Source organism: Pseudomonas sp. PDM17 (assembly GCF_014851985.1).
Classification (GTDB): domain Bacteria; phylum Pseudomonadota; class Gammaproteobacteria; order Pseudomonadales; family Pseudomonadaceae; genus Pseudomonas.
Window position 1 is genome coordinate 144,528 of the sequence record NZ_JACVAT010000004.1, and the last position, 19,550, is coordinate 164,077.

Annotated in this window: 21 protein-coding genes; 18 read left to right on the forward strand and 3 right to left on the reverse strand. The window is 65.9% G+C overall.

The features are described 5' to 3' along the window. Positions 1-156: 156 nt before the first annotated feature. The 9 genes from argS (at position 157) to IB256_RS14910 (ending at position 11,341) form a co-directional block, all read left to right on the forward strand. A complete protein-coding gene (gene argS, locus IB256_RS14870) occupies positions 157-1,896 on the forward strand; it encodes an arginine--tRNA ligase (RefSeq protein ID WP_192403071.1) in 1,740 nt (579 codons plus the stop codon). Between the two features lie 6 nt (positions 1,897-1,902). After that, positions 1,903-2,715, forward strand: a complete 813-nt coding sequence (locus IB256_RS14875) for an SPOR domain-containing protein (RefSeq protein WP_192403073.1) — start codon at positions 1,903-1,905, stop codon at positions 2,713-2,715. Between the two features lie 144 nt (positions 2,716-2,859). After that, positions 2,860-3,396 (forward strand): ATP-dependent protease subunit HslV, encoded by a 537-nt coding sequence (hslV, locus tag IB256_RS14880; protein WP_017520170.1) that lies wholly within the window; start codon positions 2,860-2,862, stop codon positions 3,394-3,396. A gap of 28 nt (positions 3,397-3,424) precedes the next feature. Beyond that, positions 3,425-4,765: an ATP-dependent protease ATPase subunit HslU gene (gene hslU, locus IB256_RS14885; protein WP_192293731.1), complete on the forward strand. Its 1,341-nt coding sequence runs from the start codon at positions 3,425-3,427 to the stop codon at positions 4,763-4,765. Positions 4,766-4,857: 92 nt separating this feature from the next. Further along, positions 4,858-5,229 (forward strand): gamma-butyrobetaine hydroxylase-like domain-containing protein, encoded by a 372-nt coding sequence (locus tag IB256_RS14890; RefSeq protein WP_192403075.1) that lies wholly within the window; start codon positions 4,858-4,860, stop codon positions 5,227-5,229. A gap of 526 nt (positions 5,230-5,755) precedes the next feature. Then, a complete protein-coding gene (gene phaC / locus IB256_RS14895; RefSeq protein WP_081519632.1) occupies positions 5,756-7,435 on the forward strand; it encodes a class II poly(R)-hydroxyalkanoic acid synthase in 1,680 nt (559 codons plus the stop codon). Beyond that, positions 7,432-8,436, forward strand: coding sequence for a poly(3-hydroxyalkanoate) depolymerase (gene phaZ / locus IB256_RS14900; RefSeq protein ID WP_225594821.1), 1,005 nt, complete (start codon positions 7,432-7,434; stop codon positions 8,434-8,436). Before phaC (IB256_RS14895) ends, phaZ begins: the two co-directional genes overlap by 4 nt. A 333-nt stretch (positions 8,437-8,769) precedes the next feature. After that, on the forward strand, positions 8,770-10,452 hold the full coding sequence (gene phaC / locus IB256_RS14905; RefSeq protein WP_192403077.1) for a class II poly(R)-hydroxyalkanoic acid synthase: 1,683 nt from the start codon (positions 8,770-8,772) through the stop codon (positions 10,450-10,452). Between the two features lie 274 nt (positions 10,453-10,726). Further along, positions 10,727-11,341: a TetR/AcrR family transcriptional regulator gene (locus tag IB256_RS14910; RefSeq protein ID WP_192293737.1), complete on the forward strand. Its 615-nt coding sequence runs from the start codon at positions 10,727-10,729 to the stop codon at positions 11,339-11,341. Between the two features lie 78 nt (positions 11,342-11,419). On the opposite strand, the gene IB256_RS14915 is transcribed toward IB256_RS14910, so the two are convergent. From IB256_RS14915 to IB256_RS14925, 3 genes are all read right to left on the reverse strand, one after another. Further along, positions 11,420-12,391 carry a phasin family protein gene (locus IB256_RS14915; RefSeq protein ID WP_192403080.1) on the reverse strand — a complete coding sequence of 324 codons (972 nt, stop codon included), beginning with the start codon at positions 12,389-12,391 and terminating at the stop codon, positions 11,420-11,422. A gap of 10 nt (positions 12,392-12,401) precedes the next feature. Next, complete coding sequence (locus IB256_RS14920) at positions 12,402-12,812, reverse strand: phasin family protein (protein ID WP_192293741.1); 411 nt, start codon at positions 12,810-12,812, stop codon at positions 12,402-12,404. Between the two features lie 168 nt (positions 12,813-12,980). Beyond that, positions 12,981-13,256: a polyhydroxyalkanoic acid system family protein gene (locus tag IB256_RS14925; protein WP_138213081.1), complete on the reverse strand. Its 276-nt coding sequence runs from the start codon at positions 13,254-13,256 to the stop codon at positions 12,981-12,983. A gap of 141 nt (positions 13,257-13,397) precedes the next feature. Here IB256_RS14925 and ubiE point away from each other — a divergent pair, with 141 nt between their 5' ends. The 9 genes from ubiE to IB256_RS14970 all read left to right on the forward strand — a co-directional run bounded on the left by ubiE (position 13,398) and on the right by IB256_RS14970 (position 19,537). Beyond that, positions 13,398-14,180, forward strand: a complete 783-nt coding sequence (gene ubiE / locus IB256_RS14930) for a bifunctional demethylmenaquinone methyltransferase/2-methoxy-6-polyprenyl-1,4-benzoquinol methylase UbiE (protein ID WP_151189072.1) — start codon at positions 13,398-13,400, stop codon at positions 14,178-14,180. Next, positions 14,180-14,803 carry an SCP2 domain-containing protein gene (locus IB256_RS14935; protein ID WP_081519625.1) on the forward strand — a complete coding sequence of 208 codons (624 nt, stop codon included), beginning with the start codon at positions 14,180-14,182 and terminating at the stop codon, positions 14,801-14,803. The genes ubiE and IB256_RS14935 overlap by 1 nt, the downstream gene beginning before the upstream one ends. After that, complete coding sequence (ubiB, locus tag IB256_RS14940; protein WP_192293743.1) at positions 14,800-16,407, forward strand: ubiquinone biosynthesis regulatory protein kinase UbiB; 1,608 nt, start codon at positions 14,800-14,802, stop codon at positions 16,405-16,407. The genes IB256_RS14935 and ubiB overlap by 4 nt, the downstream gene beginning before the upstream one ends. 95 nt (positions 16,408-16,502) lie before the next feature. Next, positions 16,503-16,916, forward strand: coding sequence for a phosphoribosyl-AMP cyclohydrolase (hisI, locus tag IB256_RS14945; RefSeq protein ID WP_024766215.1), 414 nt, complete (start codon positions 16,503-16,505; stop codon positions 16,914-16,916). Then, a complete protein-coding gene (locus tag IB256_RS14950; protein ID WP_045212901.1) occupies positions 16,906-17,244 on the forward strand; it encodes a phosphoribosyl-ATP diphosphatase in 339 nt (112 codons plus the stop codon). Before hisI ends, IB256_RS14950 begins: the two co-directional genes overlap by 11 nt. 27 nt (positions 17,245-17,271) lie before the next feature. Further along, a complete protein-coding gene (locus IB256_RS14955; RefSeq protein ID WP_017520155.1) occupies positions 17,272-17,520 on the forward strand; it encodes a twin-arginine translocase TatA/TatE family subunit in 249 nt (82 codons plus the stop codon). Positions 17,521-17,523: 3 nt separating this feature from the next. After that, entirely contained in the window at positions 17,524-18,042 is a 519-nt protein-coding gene (tatB, locus tag IB256_RS14960) for a Sec-independent protein translocase protein TatB (protein WP_192403081.1), read from the forward strand. After that, positions 18,039-18,833, forward strand: coding sequence for a twin-arginine translocase subunit TatC (tatC, locus tag IB256_RS14965; protein ID WP_045212907.1), 795 nt, complete (start codon positions 18,039-18,041; stop codon positions 18,831-18,833). Before tatB ends, tatC begins: the two co-directional genes overlap by 4 nt. Continuing rightward, positions 18,830-19,537 carry a 16S rRNA (uracil(1498)-N(3))-methyltransferase gene (locus tag IB256_RS14970; protein WP_192293747.1) on the forward strand — a complete coding sequence of 236 codons (708 nt, stop codon included), beginning with the start codon at positions 18,830-18,832 and terminating at the stop codon, positions 19,535-19,537. Before tatC ends, IB256_RS14970 begins: the two co-directional genes overlap by 4 nt. Positions 19,538-19,550 lie beyond the last annotated feature (13 nt).

Consider the following 19,550-nt stretch of genomic DNA (forward strand, 5'->3'; position numbering starts at 1 on the left):
ACATTGACTTCCATCAGCCGCGACGGATGGCACAGCGGCGAGACTGAACAAGGAGCGCTCCGCGGTTGGCAAGCCATGCCCGGCCACGGATAATGCGCGGTTCTGAGCCCGATAACCGGTCGCGCGCGCCGGATGCACGCGAGCACGGAGAAAACCATGAAAGACACGATTCGCCACCTGATCCAGCAAGCCCTTGTCAGCCTCACCGAAGACGGCACCCTGCCGGCCGGCCTGACGCCCGACATCCAGGTGGAGAACACCAAGGACCGAACCCACGGTGACTTCGCCAGCAACATCGCCATGATGCTGGCCAAGCCGGCCGGCATGAAGCCGCGCGACCTCGCGACCCAGCTGGTCGCCACGCTGCCGCAGAGCCCGGAAGTGGCCAAGGTCGAGATCGCCGGCCCCGGCTTCCTGAACTTCTTCCAGGACCAGGCCTGGCTTGCCGCCAGCCTCGACAAGGCCCTGGCCGACGGCCACATCGGCGTACGCAAGGCCGGTGCGGCCCAGCGCGTGGTGGTGGACCTGTCCTCGCCGAACCTGGCGAAGGAGATGCACGTCGGCCACCTGCGCTCGACCATCATCGGCGACGCCGTCAGCCGCGTGCTGGAGTTCCTCGGCGACACCGTGATCCGCCAGAACCACGTGGGCGACTGGGGCACCCAGTTCGGCATGCTGCTGGCCTACCTGGAAGAACAACCGGTGGATGCCCAGGCCGAACTGCACGACCTGGAAGTCTTCTACCGCGCCGCCAAGAAGCGCTTCGACGAGTCCGCCGAGTTCGCCGACCGCGCCCGCGAGCTGGTGGTGAAGCTACAGGCCAACGATCCCAAGTGCATCGCCCTGTGGACCCGTTTCAACGACATCTCCCTGTCGCACTGCCAGAAGGTCTACGACCTGCTGGGCGTGAAGCTGACCATGGCCGACGTGAAGGGCGAGAGCGCCTACAACGACGACCTCGCGCAGGTGGTGGCCGACCTCACCGCCAAAGGCCTGCTGGTCGAGAGCGACGGCGCGCTGTGCGTGTTCCTCGATGAATTCAAGAACGCCGAAGGCGAGCCGCTGCCGGTGATCGTGCAGAAGGCCGGCGGTGGCTACCTCTACGCCACTACCGACCTCGCCGCCATGCGCTACCGCCACAAGGTGCTGCACGCCGACCGCGTGCTGTACTTCGTCGACCAGCGTCAGGCCCTGCACTTCCAGCAGGTGTTCGAAGTCGCCCGCCGCGCCGGTTTCGTCCCGGCCAGCATGGACCTGGAGCACATGGGCTTCGGTACCATGAACGGCGCCGACGGCAAGCCGTTCAAGACCCGCGACGGCGGCACCGTGAAGCTGATCGACCTGCTGATCGAAGCCGAAGAGCGCGCCTACACCCTGGTGAAGGGCAAGAACCCCGACTTCAGCGAGCAGGACCTGCGCCAGATCGCCCACGCCGTCGGCATCGGCGCGGTGAAGTACGCCGACCTGTCCAAGCACCGCACCAGCGACTACAGCTTCAACTTCGACCTGATGCTGAGCTTCGAGGGCAACACCGCGCCGTACCTGCTGTATGCGTACACCCGCGTGGCGAGCATCTTCCGCAAGCTGGGCAAGACCTATGACGAAGTGGGCGGCAGCATCCACCTGCAGCAGCCCCAGGAAATCGCCCTGGCCGCGCAGCTGGCGCAGTTCACCGACCTGCTCAACAACGTCGCCGTGAAGGGTGTCCCGCACATCCTCTGCGCCTACCTGTACGAGCTGGCCGGCCTGTTCTCCAGCTTCTACGAGCACTGCCCGATCCTCACCGCCGAAGACCCGGCACAACAGGAAAGCCGCCTGCGCCTTGCCGCGCTGACCGGCCGTACCCTCAAGCAGGGCCTGGAGCTGCTGGGTCTGGAAACCCTGGAGCGCATGTAAGCACCCATGGCGAAGAAGAAACCCGCTCCCAAGCGCGGCGCCAGCCGCTACCAGGCCCCAGCCAAGAAGACGTCGGTCCCCGGCTGGGTCTGGCTGGTCGCAGGCCTCGCCATCGGCGGCTTCATCATGTTCCTGATGAAGCTGGAGCCGGGTCGCAACGACGTCAAACGCGAGAAAGCGGAGGCGCCCAAGGCCGTGGTCGGCTCCAACAAGCCTTCCGGCACCGTGCAGCCACAGCAACCGGCCGCACCGACCGGGGTGAAGCCCAAGTACGACTTCTACACCCTGCTGCCGGGCTCGGAAGTCGCCGTGCCGCCGGAAGCCGTGCCGCCGCCGGCCAAGCCGCAGCAGCCGGCGACCGTGGTCGCGACCAAGGAAGAAGCCGAGAAGATCGACACCCAGCGCGCCCTGGCGGCACTGAGTGGGCAGAATCCGCCGCCGCCCGCGGTGGTCAAGCCGGCAACGCCCACCACGCCGCCCGCGACCCAGGTCGCCAGCGCGCAGAAGCAGGCGCTGCCGCAGGTCCCGGCCAGCGACACCGCTCCAGCCAAGCCGACGCCGCCACCGGCGGTGGCCGCGACCCAGTACTACCTGCAGGCCGGCTCCTTCCGCAAACAGACCGACGCCGACCACCTGCGCGCGCAGATCATCATGATGGGCCAGAACGCCCGCGTGGAGTCCGGCACCGTCCGCGACGAAACCTGGTACCGCGTCATGGTCGGCCCCTACGGCGACCGCGCCAAGGCCTCCGCGGCGCAGAAACAACTCGCCGGCAACGGTTTCAGCAACCTGCTGTTACAGCAGCGCCAGACCCGCTGAACCCCGGCCATTCCAAGGCTTGCGCCGACGGGTGGCGCGCGAAATGCGCGCTACTCGTCCGGTGCAGGACTTGAACCCCGCCTTCCTAGTCCCCATCTGACTCTGCATTCGGGCACATCGCCCCGCTAGTGTGGAGTAAGACCCTTGACCACCATCGTATCTGTCCGCCGCAATGGCAAAGTCGTCATGGGCGGCGACGGCCAGGTTTCCCTGGGCAACACCGTGATGAAAGGCAACGCGAAGAAAGTCCGTCGCCTGTACCACGGTGAAGTACTGGCCGGCTTCGCTGGCGCCACCGCCGATGCGTTCACCCTCTTCGAACGCTTCGAGCAGCAGCTGGAAAAACACCAGGGCCACCTGGTGCGCGCCGCTGTCGAGCTGGCCAAGGACTGGCGTACCGACCGCTCCCTGAGTCGTCTGGAAGCCATGCTGGCGGTAGCCAACAAGGACGCCTCGCTGATCATCACCGGCAACGGTGACGTGGTCGAGCCCGAGCACGGCCTGATTGCAATGGGCTCGGGCGGCGGCTTCGCCCAGGCGGCGGCCCTGGCCTTGCTGCAGAAAGGCAGCGACGACATGAGCGCCCGCGAGATCGCCGAGACCGCACTGAACATCGCCGGCTCCATCTGCGTGTTCACCAACCAGAACCTGACCCTTGAGGAGCTCGACAGCGCCGTCTAAGCGCTGTCGTTCCGGAGTAGCACGTCAAATGTCCATGACTCCCCGCGAGATCGTCCACGAACTCAACCGTCACATCATCGGCCAGGACGACGCCAAGCGCGCCGTCGCCATCGCCCTGCGTAACCGCTGGCGGCGCATGCAGCTGCCGGCCGAGCTGCGCGCCGAAGTGACGCCGAAGAACATCCTGATGATCGGCCCGACCGGCGTCGGCAAGACCGAGATCGCCCGTCGCCTGGCCAAGCTGGCCAACGCCCCCTTCATCAAGGTCGAAGCGACCAAGTTCACCGAAGTCGGCTACGTCGGCCGTGACGTCGAGTCGATCATCCGCGACCTCGCCGATGCCGCGATCAAGATGCTCCGCGAGCAGGAAGTGCAGAAGGTGAAGTACCGCGCCGAAGACGCCGCCGAAGAGCGCATCCTCGACGCCCTGCTGCCGCCAGCGCGTACCACCGGTTTCGGTGACGAACCGGCCCGCGAGGATTCCAACACCCGCCAGCTGTTCCGCAAGCGCCTGCGCGAAGGCCAGCTGGATGACAAGGAAATCGACATCGAGGTCGCCGACATTCCTTCGGGCGTGGAAATCATGGCCCCGCCCGGCATGGAAGAGATGACCAACCAGCTGCAGAGCCTGTTCTCCAACATGGGCAAGGGCAAGCGCAAGAGCCGCAAGCTGAAGGTCGCCGAGGCCATGAAGCTGATCCGCGACGAGGAAGCGCAGCGCCTGGTCAACGAGGAAGACCTCAAGGCCCGCGCCCTGGAAGCCGTGGAGCAGAACGGCATCGTCTTCATCGACGAGATCGACAAGATCGCCAAGCGCGGCAACGTGGGCGGCGCCGACGTCTCCCGCGAGGGCGTGCAGCGTGACCTGCTGCCGCTGATCGAGGGCTGCACCGTGAACACCAAGCTGGGCATGGTGAAGACCGACCACATCCTGTTCATCGCCTCGGGCGCATTCCACCTGTCCAAGCCCAGCGACCTGGTGCCGGAACTGCAGGGCCGCCTGCCGATCCGCGTCGAGCTGAAAGCCCTGAGCCCGAGCGACTTCGAGCGCATCCTCAGCGAGCCGCACGCTTCGCTGACCGAGCAGTACACCGCGCTGCTTAAGACCGAAGGCCTGGACATCGAGTTCGCCGCCGACGGCATCAAGCGCCTCGCGGAGATCGCCTTCCAGGTCAACGAGAAGACCGAGAACATCGGTGCCCGTCGCCTGCACACCCTGCTCGAGCGCCTGCTCGAAGAGGTGTCCTTCGACGCCGCCGACCTCGCCAGCGAGCACAGCGACAAGGCCATCGTGATCGACGCGACCTACGTCAACGGTCACCTGGGCGAGCTGGCCCAGGACGAAGACCTGTCCCGCTACATCCTCTAAGCGATCCCTATCGCTGCGACGGGGCGCCTCAGGGCGCCCCGCTGTTTTTCTGCCGGCGCTACAATGCCGGAATCGCCGTCCAGGAGCCGTCCATGCGCATGCCTTCCGCCATCAAGCTGCACAAGGCCTCGAAAAAGCTTTCGCTGACCTATGGGGAACAGTCCTTTGAGCTGCCCGCCGAGTTCCTGCGCGTGCATTCGCCATCGGCGGAAGTCCAGGGCCATGGCAACCCGGTGCTGCAGGTGGGCAAGCTGAATGTCGGTCTGAGCAACATCGAGCCGGCCGGGCAGTACGCGCTCAAGCTGACCTTCGACGACGGCCACGACAGCGGCCTGTTCACCTGGGACTACCTCTACGAGCTGTGCATGCGCCAGGACGAGCTGTGGGCCGACTACCTGGCGCAGCTGGAGAAGGCCGGCAAGTCACGCGATCCGTCGGAGTCTGTCGTCAAACTCATGCTGTAGGTTTTCCCTGCAGGAGCGCCCCATGGGCGCGATCGCGCCCACATGGCTGGTCTGCATAGCAGCCCGTTCCTGCAGAGATGAATCGACTCTCACGCCAATCCCCCCTCCAACTCCTTCGATCTTTCCTCCCCGCCTCCTCCTGCGCACCAACCTTCGTCGGGCAATCGCTCCAGGGCACGCCATTTGCAACATTCCCGTTGCAGACTGCTGCGTGCAGGTCGGTCACCCCGGGTTTGGCGAGATGCCCCCGCTCTAGGGCGCGTTTTCTAACTTTTCCCGACATACTCCTAGGAGTTGGCCCACGCTGCACCAGCTTGCGCGGCGAAGGAAACTCGGGTAACCAAGGCAGTGCAATGTACGGAACTACAGTGCACAGAGCGTGGTTTCCTGAACTTCCAGTGATGCCGCCAAGTAGATGAATCGCGTGGAGCCCTCTCCACGTTCCGCAACCCCGAGAAGTACTTGGCCTTACGTCACGAAAGGTGAGCCCCGCCAGTATGTGTCTCAGGACAATGGAGCGTCGCCGATGACCCAGAAGAACAACAGCGATCTACCCCAGCAAGCCGCGGAAAACACCCTGAATCTCAGCCCGGTGATCGGCATTCAGGGCAAGGACCTGCTCACCTCTGCCCGCATGGTGCTGCTGCAAGCGGTCAAGCAGCCGTTCCACAGCGCCAAGCACGTAGCCCACTTCGGCCTCGAGCTGAAGAACGTGCTGCTTGGCAAGTCCGACCTCAAGCCCTCGGACGACGACCGCCGCTTCAACGACCCGGCCTGGAGCCAGAACCCGCTCTACCGCCGCTACCTGCAGACCTACCTGGCCTGGCGCAAGGAGCTGCACACCTGGATCGGCGACAGCGACCTGTCCAGCCAGGACATCAGCCGCGGCCAGTTCGTCATCAACCTGATGACCGAGGCCATGGCGCCGACCAACACCCTGTCCAACCCGGCAGCGGTCAAACGTTTCTTCGAGACCGGCGGCAAGAGCCTGCTCGACGGTCTTACCCATCTGGCCAAGGACCTGGTGAACAACGGCGGCATGCCCAGCCAGGTCAACATGGAAGCCTTCGAGGTCGGCAAGAACCTGGCCGTGACCGAAGGCGCGGTGGTATTCCGCAACGACGTGCTGGAAGTCATCCAGTACAAGCCGATCACCGAGAGCGTGCACGAGCGCCCGCTGCTGGTGGTACCGCCACAGATCAACAAGTTCTACGTCTTCGACCTGTCGCCGGAGAAAAGCCTGGCGCGCTTCTGCCTGCGCAACCAGGTGCAGACCTTCATCGTCAGCTGGCGCAACCCGACCAAGGCGCAGCGCGAGTGGGGCCTGACCACCTACATCGAGGCGCTGAAGGAAGCCATCGACGCGGTCCTGGCCATCACCGGCGCCAAGGACCTGAACATGCTCGGCGCCTGCTCCGGCGGCATCACCACCGTCACCCTGCTCGGCCATTACGCCGCCCTGGGCGAGAAGAAGGTCCATGCCTTCACCCAGATGGTCAGCGTGCTGGACTTCGAGATGAACACCCAGATCGCCCTGTTCGCCGACGAGAAGACCCTGGAGGCCGCCAAGCGCCGCTCCTACCAGTCCGGCGTGCTCGAAGGCAAGGACATGGCCAAGGTGTTCGCCTGGATGCGCCCCAACGACCTGATCTGGAACTACTGGGTCAACAACTACCTGCTGGGCAACGAGCCGCCGGCTTTCGACATCCTGTTCTGGAACAACGACACCACGCGCCTGCCAGCCGCGCTGCACGGCGAGCTGGTGGAGATGTTCAAGACCAACCCGCTGACCCGCGCCGGCGCCCTGGAGGTCTCCGGCACGGCCATCGACCTCAAGCAGATCACCTGCGACTTCTACTGCGTGGCCGGCCTGTCCGACCACATCACACCCTGGGAAGCCTGCTACCGCTCCGCTCGTCTGCTGGGCGGCAAGTGTGAATTCATCCTATCCAACAGCGGACACATCCAGAGCATCCTCAACCCGCCAGGCAACCCCAAGGCCCGCTTCATGACCGGCCCTGAACTCTCGGCCGATCCGAAGGCCTGGCAGGAAAACGCCAGCAAGCACGCCGACTCCTGGTGGCTGCACTGGCAGAACTGGCTCGCCGAGCGCTCGGGCAAGACGCGCAAGGCACCGACCGCCCTGGGCAACAAGGCCCACCCGGCCGGCGAAGCCGCCCCTGGAACCTACGTACACGAACGATGAAAACAGAACTCCTCCCGCAAGCCGGCGCCGTGGACGACGCCAACACCCCAGAATCGTCGCAGGCCGTGGAAGTGGCCGCGCCGACGAGCCGGCGCGCGCGCAGCAAGCGCAGCGCGGAGGAAATACTGCCGAGCAAGGCGCCGGCGGCGCAGCCCTTCGAGTTCCGCACCATCGAGCTCGACGGGCAGACCATCCGCACCGCCGTGCGTCCGGGCAAGAGGCACATGACGCCGCTGCTGATCTTCAACGGCATCGGCGCCAACCTGGAGCTGGTCTTCCCCTTCGTCGCCGCGCTGGACCCGGACCTGGAGGTGATCGCCTTCGACGTGCCCGGCGTCGGTGGCTCGTCCACCCCCAGCACGCCGTACCGTTTCCCCGGCCTGGCGAAGCTGGCCGCGCGGATGCTCGACTACCTGGACTACGGCCAGGTGACGGCCATCGGTGTCTCCTGGGGCGGCGCCCTGGCGCAACAGTTCGCCCATGACTATCCCGAGCGCTGCAAGAAGCTGATCCTCGCCGCCACCGCCGCCGGTGCGGTGATGGTGCCGGGCAAGCCGCGGGTGCTCTGGCGCATGGCCAGTCCACGGCGCTACATCCAGCCGTCCTATGGCGTGCACATCGCCCCGGACATCTACGGCGGCGCCTTCCGCCGCGATCCGAAGCTGGCCATGGCCTTCGCCAGCAAGGTGCGCTCGTCCGGCAAGATGGGCTACTACTGGCAGCTGTTCGCCGGCCTCGGCTGGACCAGCATCCACTGGCTGCACAAGATCCGTCAGCCGACGCTGATCCTGGCCGGCGACGACGACCCGATCATCCCGCTGATCAACATGCGCATGATCGCCTGGCGCATCCCCAACTCCGAGCTGCACGTGATCGACGACGGCCACCTGTTCCTGGTGACCCGCGCGGAAACCGTGGCGCCGATCATCATGAAATTCCTCCAGGAAGAACGGCAGCGCGCGATCATCCACCCCCGGCCTTTCGCTCCGAAAGCCAGCTGAAGCATCACAGCTTCGTCACAGTCGGCGGGCATCCTGCCTTGACCGATCGCTGCGCAGGCACTTTTTTTAAAGAGCCGAACAACAAACAGGCGTGTTCACGGGTATCGACACGTAGCGCCTGATTAGGGACCCGCGCTGCGGCCGCCTTCGAAGGTGACCGCAGGGCAGCCCGACTGCTGATCCGCTGCCCTGTTTTCGGGCAGTTACCCTCTCGCGTCGATACCCGTGCACACCCCTCGAACCGGCGGCAGGCGTCTGGAACGGGAGTCTCCCGATTCTGGTACAGGCCTTGCGTCGCCATTGTCAGGTCGGACCCTTTACGGAGTGCTGTTCATGCGAGAGAAAGCTGAGCCTGGTAGCGTCCCCGTCCCCACCCAATACATGAATGCGCAGAGTGCGATGGTCGGCCTGCGCGGCAAGGACATACTGTCCACCCTGCGCATGCTGGCGCTGCAGGGCGTGCGCCAGCCGGTCCATTCGGCGAAGCACCTGGCGGCCTTCGGCAAGCAGGTGGGCAAGGTGCTGATCGGCGACTCGCCGCTGCAGCCCAACCCGCAGGACGCACGCTTCCAGGACCCGTCCTGGCGACTGAACCCCTTCTACCGGCGTACCGTGCAGGCCTACCTGGCGTGGCAGAAGCAACTGCTGGCCTGGGTCGACGAGAGCGACCTGAACAGCGACGACCGCGCCCGCGCGCGCTTCCTCTTGTCGATACTCTCCGACGCCGCCTCGCCATCGAACACCCTGCTCAACCCGCTGGCGGTGAAAGAGCTGTTCAACACCGGCGGGCAGAGCCTGCTCAAGGGCGCGCAGCACCTGCTCGACGACCTGATGCACAACGGCGGCATGCCCAGCCAGGTCAACCGCAGCGCCTTCGAGATCGGCCAGAACCTGGCCATCACGCCCGGCGCGGTGGTGCTGCGCAACGAGGTGCTGGAGCTGATCCAGTACAAGCCGATGGGCGAGCACCTGCATGCCAAGCCGCTGCTGATCGTGCCGCCGCAGATCAACAAGTTCTACATCTTCGACCTGACGACCGAGAAGAGCTTTGTCCAGTACGCCCTGAAGAACAATCTGCAGCTGTTCATGGTGAGCTGGCGCAACCCCGACGCGCGCCACCGCGAGTGGGGCCTGTCGACCTACGTCACCGCGCTGGACGAGGCCATCGACGTGTGCCGCTCCATCAGCGGCAGCCGCAGCGTCAACCTGATGGGCGCCTGCTCGGGCGGGCTGACCATCGCCGCGCTGCAGGGCCACCTGCAGGCGCGCCGGCAACTGCGCAAGGTCGCCAGCGCCACCTACCTGGTGAGCCTGCTGGACAGCCAGGTGGAGACCCCGGCCGCGCTGTTCGCCGACGAGCAGACCCTGGAGACCAGCAAGCGCCGCTCCTATCAGCACGGCGTGCTGGACGGCCGCGACATGGCGAAGATCTTCGCCTGGATGCGCCCCAACGACCTGATCTGGAACTACTGGGTCAACAACTACCTGCTGGGCAAGCAGCCGCCGGCCTTCGACATCCTCTACTGGAACAACGACAACACCCGCCTGCCCGCCGCGCTGCACGGCGACTTCCTCGACTTCTTCAAGCACAACCCGCTGGCCCGCCCCGGTGCCATGGAAGTCAACGGCAGCGCCATCGACCTGAAGAAGGTCGCGGTGGACAACTTCCACGTCGCCGGCATCACCGACCACATCACCCCGTGGGACGCGGTGTACCGCTCGGCCCAGCTGCTGGGCGGCGAGACGCGCTTCGTGCTGTCCAACAGCGGGCACATCCAGAGCATCCTCAACCCGCCGGGCAACCCCAAGGCCTGCTACTTCGAGAACAGCAAGATCAGCTCCGACCCGCGCGCCTGGTACTACGACACCAAGCGCCAGGAAGGCAGCTGGTGGCCGCTGTGGCTGGAGTGGATCCAGGAGCGCTCGGGCGAACGCCGGCCGGTGAACTTCGAGCTGGGCAACGCCGAATACCCGGCCAAGGAAGCCGCACCGGGCACCTACGTGCACGTACGCTGAGGCAAGCATGGATCGGGCAACCCGTTGCGGGTTGTTCGCTCCGCGCCTTCCACTGGCACCGTAGAACGCTCTCGAAGGATGGGTGGAGCGCAACGATACCCATGCTGACGGCGCGCTGAGTCGATGGGTATCGCTACGCTCCACACCATCCTGCGTAGATGCCCTGGCAACCCACGTCGCGGGGGCACCATGCAGAAGTTTGCCGCACAGCAATTGGCAGCCACCCTATCCCGAAGCTATCGTCGGCCCCACTGCGGCTGGAACCTGAACACGGATGAAAACGCGCGACCGGATTCTCGAATGCGCCCTGCAGCTGTTCAACGAGCAGGGCGAGCCCAACGTTTCAACCCTGGAGATCGCCACCGAACTAGGCATCAGCCCGGGTAATCTCTACTACCACTTCCACGGCAAGGAACCGCTGGTGCTGGCGCTGTTCGAACGCTTCCAGGACGAACTGGCGCCGCTGCTCGACCCGCCGGAAGACGTGCGACTGGGCGCCGAGGACTACTGGCTGTTCCTGCACCTGATCGTCGAGCGCCTGGCGCACTACCGCTTCCTCTTCCAGGACCTCTCCAACCTCGCCGGGCGCCTGCCCAAGCTCGCCCGTGGCGTGCGGGCCTGGCTCAACCAGCTCAAGCGCACCCTGGCCACCCTGCTGGCACAGCTCAAGGCGCAGGACGAACTGGCCAGCGACACCGAAGCCCTCGGCCAGTTGGTAGAGCAGATCACCCTGACGCTGCTGTTCTCCCTCGACTACCAGCGCATCCTCGGCCACGAGGGCGACGTCCGCCAGGTGGTGTTCCAGGTCATGATGCTGGTAGCGCCGCATCTGCGGCCGGACTCGCAGCTGATCGCCGAGCGACTCGCCAAGCGCTACCTCACCCCCTGACTTATCCCTGCAGGTTTTTGTCTTGCGAGAATGAAAACGCCCGGCGCGAGGCCGGGCGTGGGTGTTGCAGCAGACCGGTCAGGCCTGGGACGGCGGCGGCGTTGCCGGAGCAGCGGCGGACGGCGTCACGGCCGGCGCAGCGGCGGGAGCCGACGGTGCCGGAGTGGCGACCGGAGCGGTTGCCGGTTTCGCAGCAGCCGGCTTGGCGGCGGCCTTGGGTGCAGCGGGCTTCTTCACGGCAGGCTTCTTCGCCGCGGCCGGCTTGGCTGCAGGTTTCGCAGCGGCAGGCTTGGCGGTGGCAGCCGGTTTTGCAGCGGGTTTGGCGGCAGGCTTCGCGGCGGCTTTCGCAGCAGCGGGCTTGGCAGCCGGTTTCGCGGCAGGCTTGGCCGCAGCCTTGGCAGCCGGCTTCGCAGCAGGCTTGGCAGCCGGCTTCGCAGCAGGCTTGGCAGCGGGTTTCGCGGCAGCCTTGGCAGCCGGTTTGGCGGCGGCTTTGGCAGTGGGCTTGGCGGCCGCCTTCGCTGCAGGTTTGGCAGCAGCCTTGGCAGCCGGTTTGGAAGCCGCGGTCTTCACAGCGGGTTTCGCGGCCGGTTTGGCGGCGGCTTTCGCTGCGGGTTTGGCGGCGGCCTTGGCGGCCGGTTTGGCGACGCTGACGCCGGTGAGCTTCTCGATCTGCTTGGTGAGGCTGTCGACCTTGCTGTGCAGGTCTTTCACTTCACGGCTGCTCGGCACGCCCAGGCGCGAGATCGCGCTGTTCAGGCGCTTGTCGAAGGCCTCTTCCAGTTCGCCCCACTTGCCGATCGCGGCGCCCTTGACGGCATCGACGCGCGCCTTCGCGGAACGGGTGGAGGTCTTCACCGCACCCTCGACTTCGGTCTTGGCCAGTTTCTCAGCCTTCTCGCCGTCCTTGACCAGGGTCTCGAACACCTTGCTGCCGTCTTTGCTGACCTTCGAGTAGGCCCCCAAGCCAGCCAGCCAGATCTGCCGCGAGTATTTCTCGATCTCGCCGATCCAACTGGACTCTTTTTTATCGGTAGTTTTTTTGCCAGCCATCCTGCTCTCCTTATTGGGTTCTCGCGACACGCTCGAGCACTGCGCTCAGCTCATCCAGCTTAGCAGAGAGCGCCTCCACATCACGCCTGGAGGGAATTCCGATTCGGTTGAGGGCGGAGGACACGCGCGCATCGAACGCCTCTTCGATCCTGTCGAAGTTCAGCTTGGCCTTGACGCTGTGCAGACGGCCCTTGACGGTGTCGTTGGCGGCGTCGATCTGGGTGCTCACCAGGTCACGGCCTTTCTTCTCCACGGACTCGCCGGACTTGACCAGTTCCTTGAAGTACTCGCTGCCTTCCTGGCCCACGCGAGCGTAGGAGCCCAGGCCTGCGAGCCAGATCTGCCGGGCGTAGTGCTTGGCATCGGAGTAGAGGGAGGATTGGAGTTCTGCGACTTTCTTCTTGCTGACAGCCTTGGCCATGGTGGCACCTCACAGGTTCAGATTCGATGATGTCGAAAGCTGCCCGCATCAGGCGGGACTGTGGGCCAAGGTATCGGGGAAAATTAGAAAACACATACCAGGCTTTGTAGGAAAGCCGGCGCCGCACGAAAACGGCATGGCCCCGCGGGGAACGGGGCCGGCAGGGGGTCAGGCCAGGGCCTTGTCCAGCGCGCGCTCGATCTCGCCCTTGAGCAGGCCGCCCATGGCCGAGAGCATCAGGCCCAGCTTCACGTCCACCGCGACCTTGTCCGCGCCCACTTCGATGCGCCCGTCCACGCCGCTGCGCTTGAACAGCAGGGTGTCGCCCTGCCACTCGCTGCTCACGCCGTGCTCGCGGGTGAGCTTGTCGGCGAGCTTTTCCGCCTTGGCGCGGGCGGCTTCGAGGCCGAGGGAGTGGGAACGTTCGACGTGGATACGGGACATGCTGGAACTCCGCAGTTGACTGACCCCGCCGATCATACGCGCCGCGCCGTATCGCCGCACCCCGCTGGCGGCGTGACCGGGGCGGCGTTTTCTCTGCATCCTGTTAGAATGCCCGCCACTGACTTCCAGGGTACAAACGCCATGAGCGAACCGCGCAAGCCCCAAGCCGGCCAGGACAGCGCCGATCCCACCACGCACTTCGGCTACAAGACCGTGCGCGAGAGCGAGAAGGCCGAGAAGGTCGCCGAGGTATTCCACTCGGTCGCCGCCAAGTACGACCTGATGAACGACCTGATGTCCGGCGGCGTCCACCGTCTGTGGAAGCGTTTCACCATCGAGCTGTCCGGCGTACGCGCCGGCAACCGGGTGCTGGACATCGCCGGCGGCACCGGTGACCTGACCCGCCAGTTCTCCCGCCTGGTCGGCCCGACCGGCGAAGTGGTGCTGGCCGACATCAACGCCTCGATGCTCAAGGTCGGCCGCGACAAGCTGCTCGACAGCGGCGTCGCCGGCAACGTCAACTTCGTCCAGGCCGACGCCGAGAAGCTGCCGTTCCCCGATAACTACTTCGATGCGGTGACCATCGCCTTCGGCCTGCGCAACGTCACCCACAAGGATGAAGCCATCCGCTCCATGCTGCGGGTACTCAAGCCCGGCGGCCGCCTGCTTGTGCTGGAATTCTCCAAGCCCACCAGCAGCCTGCTGTCCAAGGCCTACGACGCCTACTCCTTCACCCTGCTGCCGCTGATGGGCAAGCTGGTGACCAACGATTCCGAGAGCTACCGCTACCTCGCCGAATCGATCCGCATGCACCCCGACCAGGAAACGCTGAAGTCGATGATGGTGGAGGCCGGCTTCGACCGCGTCACCTACCACAACATGACCGGCGGCGTGGTCGCCCTGCACCGCGGCATCAAGCCCTGATGACCCTGCTCCTGCAGGCCGCGCTGGCCAGCGCCGAAGCCACCGTCAACCGCGTGCTGCGGCTCGACGGCGTGGCCCTGCGGCGTCTCGGCCGGCTCGCCGGCAAGGTGCTGGAAGTGGACTGCCAGGCACCCGCGCTGCGGCTGTTCATCCTGCCCGACGCTGACGGCCTGCATTTGGCCGCGCACCACGAGGCGCCAGCCGACTGCACCCTCGTCGCGCCCGCCGGCAGCCTGCTGCAACTGGCCCTGGCCAAGGACAAGACCCGCGTCCTGCACAGCCCTGAAGTGACCATGGGCGGCGACAGCGCGATGCTGCTGGAGCTGGCCGATATCCTCCAGAGCCTGGAGCTGGACTGGGAATACGAAGTCTCCCGCTGGCTCGGCCCGGTGCCCGCGCACCTGCTCGGCGCGCGTTTGCGCGGCGGCATGGCCTGGGCCGGCGACAGCCTGGAAAGCCTGCGCCTGAGCCTCGCCGACTACCTCGCCGAGGAAAGCCGCAGCCTGGTCGGCCAGCACGAAGCCGAAGCGCGCTTCGCTGAGCTGGACCAGTTGAAGATGTCCCTCGACCGCCTCGACGCGCGGATCAACCGCCTGACCCAGAAGATCAAGCCTGACGCATGAAGCTGCTCGCCTTCCGCCGCCTGCTGCGCATCCAGCGCGTAGCCATCCGCTACCGTCTGGACGACATGGTCCTCGAACTGCCCTTCCTGCCCTGGTGGCTGCGCCTGCTCGGCGGGCTGCTGCCCTGGCGCTGGCTGCCGCGCAAGCCGCTGGAGCTCAGCCGTGGCGCGCGCATCCGGCTGGCGCTGGAAGACCTCGGGCCAATCTTCATCAAGTTCGGCCAGATACTCTCCACCCGCCGCGACCTGCTCCCCGACGACATCGCCCTGGAGCTGGCCTTCCTGCAGGACAAGGTGCCGCCCTTCCCGCCGGAACAGGCCGTGGCGCTCATCGAGCAGCAGCTGGGCGCGAAGATCGAGCAGGTGTTCTCCCGCTTCGAGCGCGAACCGCTGGCCTCCGCCTCGGTGGCGCAGGTGCACACTGCGCAGCTCAAGAGCGGCGAGGAAGTGGTGGTGAAGGTCATCCGCCCGAACCTGGAGCCGGTGATCCGCTCCGACATCGCCTGGCTGCACATCCTCGCCCGCACCGCCGAGCGCATCTCCGCCGACGCCCGCCGCCTGCACCCGGCCGAAGTGGTCAGCGACTACGAGAAGACCATCTACGACGAGCTGGACCTGCTGCGTGAAGCGGCCAACTCCTCTCAGCTGCGGCGCAACTTCGAAGGTTCGCCGCTGCTCTACGTGCCCCAGGTCTACTGGGACTGGTGCCGCCCCAAGGTGCTGGTGATGGAGCGCATCTACGGCATTCCGGTGACCGACCTGGACACCCTGCGCGACCAGCGCACCGACTTCAAGGCACTGGCCGAGCGTGGCGTGGAGATCTTCTTCACCCAGGTGTTCCGCGACAGCTTCTTCCACGCCGACATGCATCCCGGCAACATTTTCGTCAGCACCCGCACGCCGTGGAGCCCGCAGTACATCGCAGTGGACTGCGGGATCGTCGGCAGCCTCACCGACGAGGACCAGGACTACCTGGCGCGCAACCTGATCGCCTTCTTCAAGCGCGATTACCGCAAGGTCGCCCAACTGCACATCGACTCGGGCTGGGTACCGGCGGAAACCAAGGTCAATGATTTCGAAGCGGCGATCCGCACCGTGTGCGAGCCGATCTTCGAGAAACCGCTCAAGGACATTTCCTTCGGCCAGGTGCTGCTGCGCCTGTTCCAGACCGCGCGGCGCTTCAACATGGAAGTGCAGCCGCAACTGGTGCTGCTGCAGAAGACCCTGCTGAACATCGAAGGCCTGGGCCGCCAGCTCTACCCGGAGCTGGACCTGTGGACCACCGCGCAACCGTTCCTGGAACGCTGGATGCGCGAGCGCGTCAGCCCTGGCACTCTGCTGCGCAACGCCCAGCAACACATCGAACAACTGCCGCACCTGGCGCAGATGACCCGTGACACGCTCGAGCGCCTGTCCCGCGAGCCGCAGCCCGAAACGCGCCTGACCGGCGTCCCGGTCGGCATGGCCGGCGCCTGGCCGGCGCGGCTGATTGGCGCGGTGCTGGTCGCCGGGGCCGCCGAAACAGGCCTCGCCACCCACAGCCTCGCGGCCTGGCCGGCGTGGGCGATGCTGGCCGGTGGTCTGTATCTGATTCTGCGCCGATAGCCAGTCGCCGCACTGGCTGGCACACTTAACCGCTAGATGAAGTGGCTTACGAAGTGGCTCTGGGCACCGCGCGTGCCCGCTGTACGGAACCCGAGATGAAAGACTGGCTGGACGAAATCAAGTGGAATGCCGATGGACTGGTGCCGGCGATCGCCCAGGACCATCGCACCGGCCGCGTGCTGATGATGGCCTGGATGAACCGCGAGGCCCTGGCCCTCACCGCCGCCGAGAACCGCGCCATCTACTGGTCGCGCTCGCGCGGCAAGCTCTGGCGCAAGGGCGAGGACTCCGGCCACGTGCAGAAGCTGCATGAGCTGCGCCTGGACTGCGACGCCGACGTGGTGATCCTGATGGTCGAACAGCTGGGCGGCATCGCCTGCCACACCGGCCGCGAGAGCTGCTTCTACCGGGTGTTCGAGAACGGCGCCTGGCAGACCGTCGACCCGGTCCTGAAGGACCCGGATGCCATCTACTCCCACGTAGGTACAGGAAAACCCCATGAGCACTGATACCCTCGCCCGTCTGGCGGAAGTCCTCGAAGCGCGCAAGAATGCCGCACCGGACAGCTCCTACGTGGCCAGCCTGTATCACAAGGGCCTGAACAAGATCCTGGAGAAGGTTGGCGAAGAGTCGGTGGAAACCATTCTCGCCGCCAAGGACGCCGCCGCCAGCGGTGACTGCACGGACCTGATCTACGAAACGGCCGACCTCTGGTTCCACTCCCTGGTGATGCTCGCCGCCCTCGGCCAGCACCCGCAGGCGGTACTGGACGAGCTGGACCGCCGCTTCGGCCTTTCCGGGCACGACGAGAAAGCCGCGCGCCAACCGTCAGCCTGAACCCGACAACTTTGCGAGGAAAACAAGATGGGCATCTTTGACTGGAAACACTGGGTCGTCATCCTGATCGTCGTCGTCCTGGTCTTCGGCACCAAGCGCCTGAAGAACCTCGGTTCGGACGTCGGCGAAGCCATCAAGGGCTTCAAGAAGGCGATGAACACCGAGGAAGACGAGAAGAAGGACCCGAACGCCGCTGCCGGCAACCCGCCGCTGAACCAGCCGCACACCATCGACGCCCAGGCGCAGAAGGTCGAAGAGCCGGCGCGCAAGGACTGATTCATGTTCGGTATCAGCTTCAGCGAACTGCTGCTGGTGGGCCTCGTCGCCCTGCTGGTGCTCGGCCCCGACCGCCTGCCGGGCGCCGCGCGCACGGCCGGCCTGTGGATCGGCCGGCTCAAGCGCAGCTTCAACGCCATCAAGACGGAAGTGGAGCGCGAGCTGGGCGCGGATGAAATCCGCCGCCAGCTGCACAACGAGTACATCCTGCAGATGGAACAGGAAGCCAAGAAGCTGATGGCGCCGCTGACTGACCTGCAGGAGCAGGCGCGGGAAACTTTCAACCCGCAACAGCCGGTCCAGTCCAGCGGCCAGAACGCACCTGCCGAGCCGCCCGCGGCGCCGAGCATCGCGCCCAACAGCCGCCTGAACAGCCTGCCGGGCGCGGGCCTCGCGCCTGCCACTGCGGAGGTTCCCGCCGCTGCACCGCAGGCGCCGGAAGCCGGCCAGCCGAGCCAACCGACTGAACCGACTGGCGCGAGCCAGCCACCCGCTTCGTCCGAGACGCCGCGTACCCCATGAGCGCCGAAAAACCCGACCAGCCCGAACACGACCAGGAAATGCCCCTGGTCTCGCACCTGACCGAGCTGCGTACGCGCCTACTGCGCTGCGTGGTTGCGATCTTCGTGATCTTCATCGGCCTGCTGTACTTCTCGCAGAAGATCTACGCGCTGGCTTCCGAGCCGCTGCGCCGCTTCCTGCCCGAAGGCGCGACCATGATCGCCATCGACCCGGCGTCGGCCTTCCTCGCGCCGCTGAAGCTGACCATGATCGTCGCCGTGCTGTTCGCCATGCCGGTGATCCTCGCCCAGGTCTGGGGCTTCATCGCGCCGGGCCTGTACAAGCACGAGAAGCGCGTCGCCCTGCCGCTGCTGGCCTCCAGCATCGTGCTGTTCTACGCCGGCATGGCCTTCGCCTATTTCCTGGTGTTCCCGTTGATGTTCCACTTCTTCCTCGGCTCGGCCCCGGAAGGCGTGACGCCGATGACCGACATCAACAGCTACCTGGACTTCCTCACCCTGCTGTTCGCCTTCGGCGTGGCTTTCGAGATTCCCGTGGCCACCGTGCTGCTGGTGTGGATCGGGGTGGTCAACGTGGCTTACCTGAAGAAGATCCGCCCCTACGTGATCATCGGCTGCTTCGTCGTCGGCATGATCCTCACCCCGCCGGACCCGCTGTCGCAGACCCTGCTGGCCGTGCCGATGTGGTTGCTGTTCGAGGCTGGCGTGCTGTTCAGCCACCTGATCCGCAAGCGCGGCCCGGAAGAGGAAGAAGAGTCCAAGGGCGACCAGCCTCCGGCCACCCGCTCGTGAACCTGCTGCTCCTCGACGACGCCGACTTCGTGGCGGCGGATCGCGTGATCCTGCGCGACCGCCGCCTGACCCACCTGCAGGAAGTCCACCGCGCCGAAAGCGGCGACCGGATGCGCGTCGGCCGCCTCGGCGGCCTGATGGGCGAAGGCCGCCTGCTGCGCCTGGAAGCCAACGAGGCCGAGTTGCAGGTCAGCTTCGACCAGGCCCCGCCAGCCAAGCTGCCGCTCACCCTGCTGCTCGCCCTGCCCCGCCCGAAGATGCTCCGCCGCGTGCTGCAGACTGTCGCCGCCATGGGCGTGCCGCGGCTGGTGCTGCTCAACAGCTACCGGGTGGAAAAGAGCTTCTGGCAGACCCCCTTCCTCGAGCCAGAGGCCGTGCGCGAGCAACTGATCCTGGGCCTCGAACAGGCCCGCGACACCGTGCTGCCCGAAGTGATCATCGAGAAGCGCTTCAAGCCCTTCGTCGAAGACCGGCTGCCCACGCTGGCCGCCGGCAGCCTCGGGCTGATCGGCCATCCCGGCCCGTGGCCCGAGTGCCCACGGGCGTTGAGCGAGCCGGTGACCCTGGCCATCGGCCCGGAAGGCGGCTGGATTCCCTACGAGGTCGACAAGCTGCGCGAAGCCGGCCTGAACCCCGTGCAACTGGGCGAACGCATCCTGCGCGTCGAGACTGCCGTGACCGCGCTTTTGGCACGACTGTACTAACGAAAAATGGCTA

What these genes read in the sequence shown, in the direction of transcription:
- ubiE (WP_151189072.1), top strand. Translation starts at nt 13,398, where the DNA reads ATGAGCGAACCGCGCAAGCCCCAAGCCGGCCAGGACAGCGCCGATCCC.
- tatC (WP_045212907.1), top strand. Translation starts at nt 18,039, where the DNA reads ATGAGCGCCGAAAAACCCGACCAGCCCGAACACGACCAGGAAATGCCC.
- hslU (WP_192293731.1), top strand. Translation starts at nt 3,425, where the DNA reads ATGTCCATGACTCCCCGCGAGATCGTCCACGAACTCAACCGTCACATC.
- IB256_RS14935 (WP_081519625.1), top strand. Translation starts at nt 14,180, where the DNA reads ATGACCCTGCTCCTGCAGGCCGCGCTGGCCAGCGCCGAAGCCACCGTC.
- IB256_RS14950 (WP_045212901.1), top strand. Translation starts at nt 16,906, where the DNA reads ATGAGCACTGATACCCTCGCCCGTCTGGCGGAAGTCCTCGAAGCGCGC.
- IB256_RS14920 (WP_192293741.1), bottom strand. Translation starts at nt 12,812, where the DNA reads ATGGCCAAGGCTGTCAGCAAGAAGAAAGTCGCAGAACTCCAATCCTCC.
- phaZ (WP_225594821.1), top strand. Translation starts at nt 7,432, where the DNA reads ATGAAAACAGAACTCCTCCCGCAAGCCGGCGCCGTGGACGACGCCAAC.
- IB256_RS14875 (WP_192403073.1), top strand. Translation starts at nt 1,903, where the DNA reads ATGGCGAAGAAGAAACCCGCTCCCAAGCGCGGCGCCAGCCGCTACCAG.
- phaC (WP_081519632.1), top strand. Translation starts at nt 5,756, where the DNA reads ATGACCCAGAAGAACAACAGCGATCTACCCCAGCAAGCCGCGGAAAAC.
- IB256_RS14890 (WP_192403075.1), top strand. Translation starts at nt 4,858, where the DNA reads ATGCGCATGCCTTCCGCCATCAAGCTGCACAAGGCCTCGAAAAAGCTT.
- ubiB (WP_192293743.1), top strand. Translation starts at nt 14,800, where the DNA reads ATGAAGCTGCTCGCCTTCCGCCGCCTGCTGCGCATCCAGCGCGTAGCC.
- IB256_RS14910 (WP_192293737.1), top strand. Translation starts at nt 10,727, where the DNA reads ATGAAAACGCGCGACCGGATTCTCGAATGCGCCCTGCAGCTGTTCAAC.
- phaC (WP_192403077.1), top strand. Translation starts at nt 8,770, where the DNA reads ATGCGAGAGAAAGCTGAGCCTGGTAGCGTCCCCGTCCCCACCCAATAC.
- hisI (WP_024766215.1), top strand. Translation starts at nt 16,503, where the DNA reads ATGAAAGACTGGCTGGACGAAATCAAGTGGAATGCCGATGGACTGGTG.
- argS (WP_192403071.1), top strand. Translation starts at nt 157, where the DNA reads ATGAAAGACACGATTCGCCACCTGATCCAGCAAGCCCTTGTCAGCCTC.
- IB256_RS14955 (WP_017520155.1), top strand. Translation starts at nt 17,272, where the DNA reads ATGGGCATCTTTGACTGGAAACACTGGGTCGTCATCCTGATCGTCGTC.
- IB256_RS14925 (WP_138213081.1), bottom strand. Translation starts at nt 13,256, where the DNA reads ATGTCCCGTATCCACGTCGAACGTTCCCACTCCCTCGGCCTCGAAGCC.
- IB256_RS14915 (WP_192403080.1), bottom strand. Translation starts at nt 12,391, where the DNA reads ATGGCTGGCAAAAAAACTACCGATAAAAAAGAGTCCAGTTGGATCGGC.
- tatB (WP_192403081.1), top strand. Translation starts at nt 17,524, where the DNA reads ATGTTCGGTATCAGCTTCAGCGAACTGCTGCTGGTGGGCCTCGTCGCC.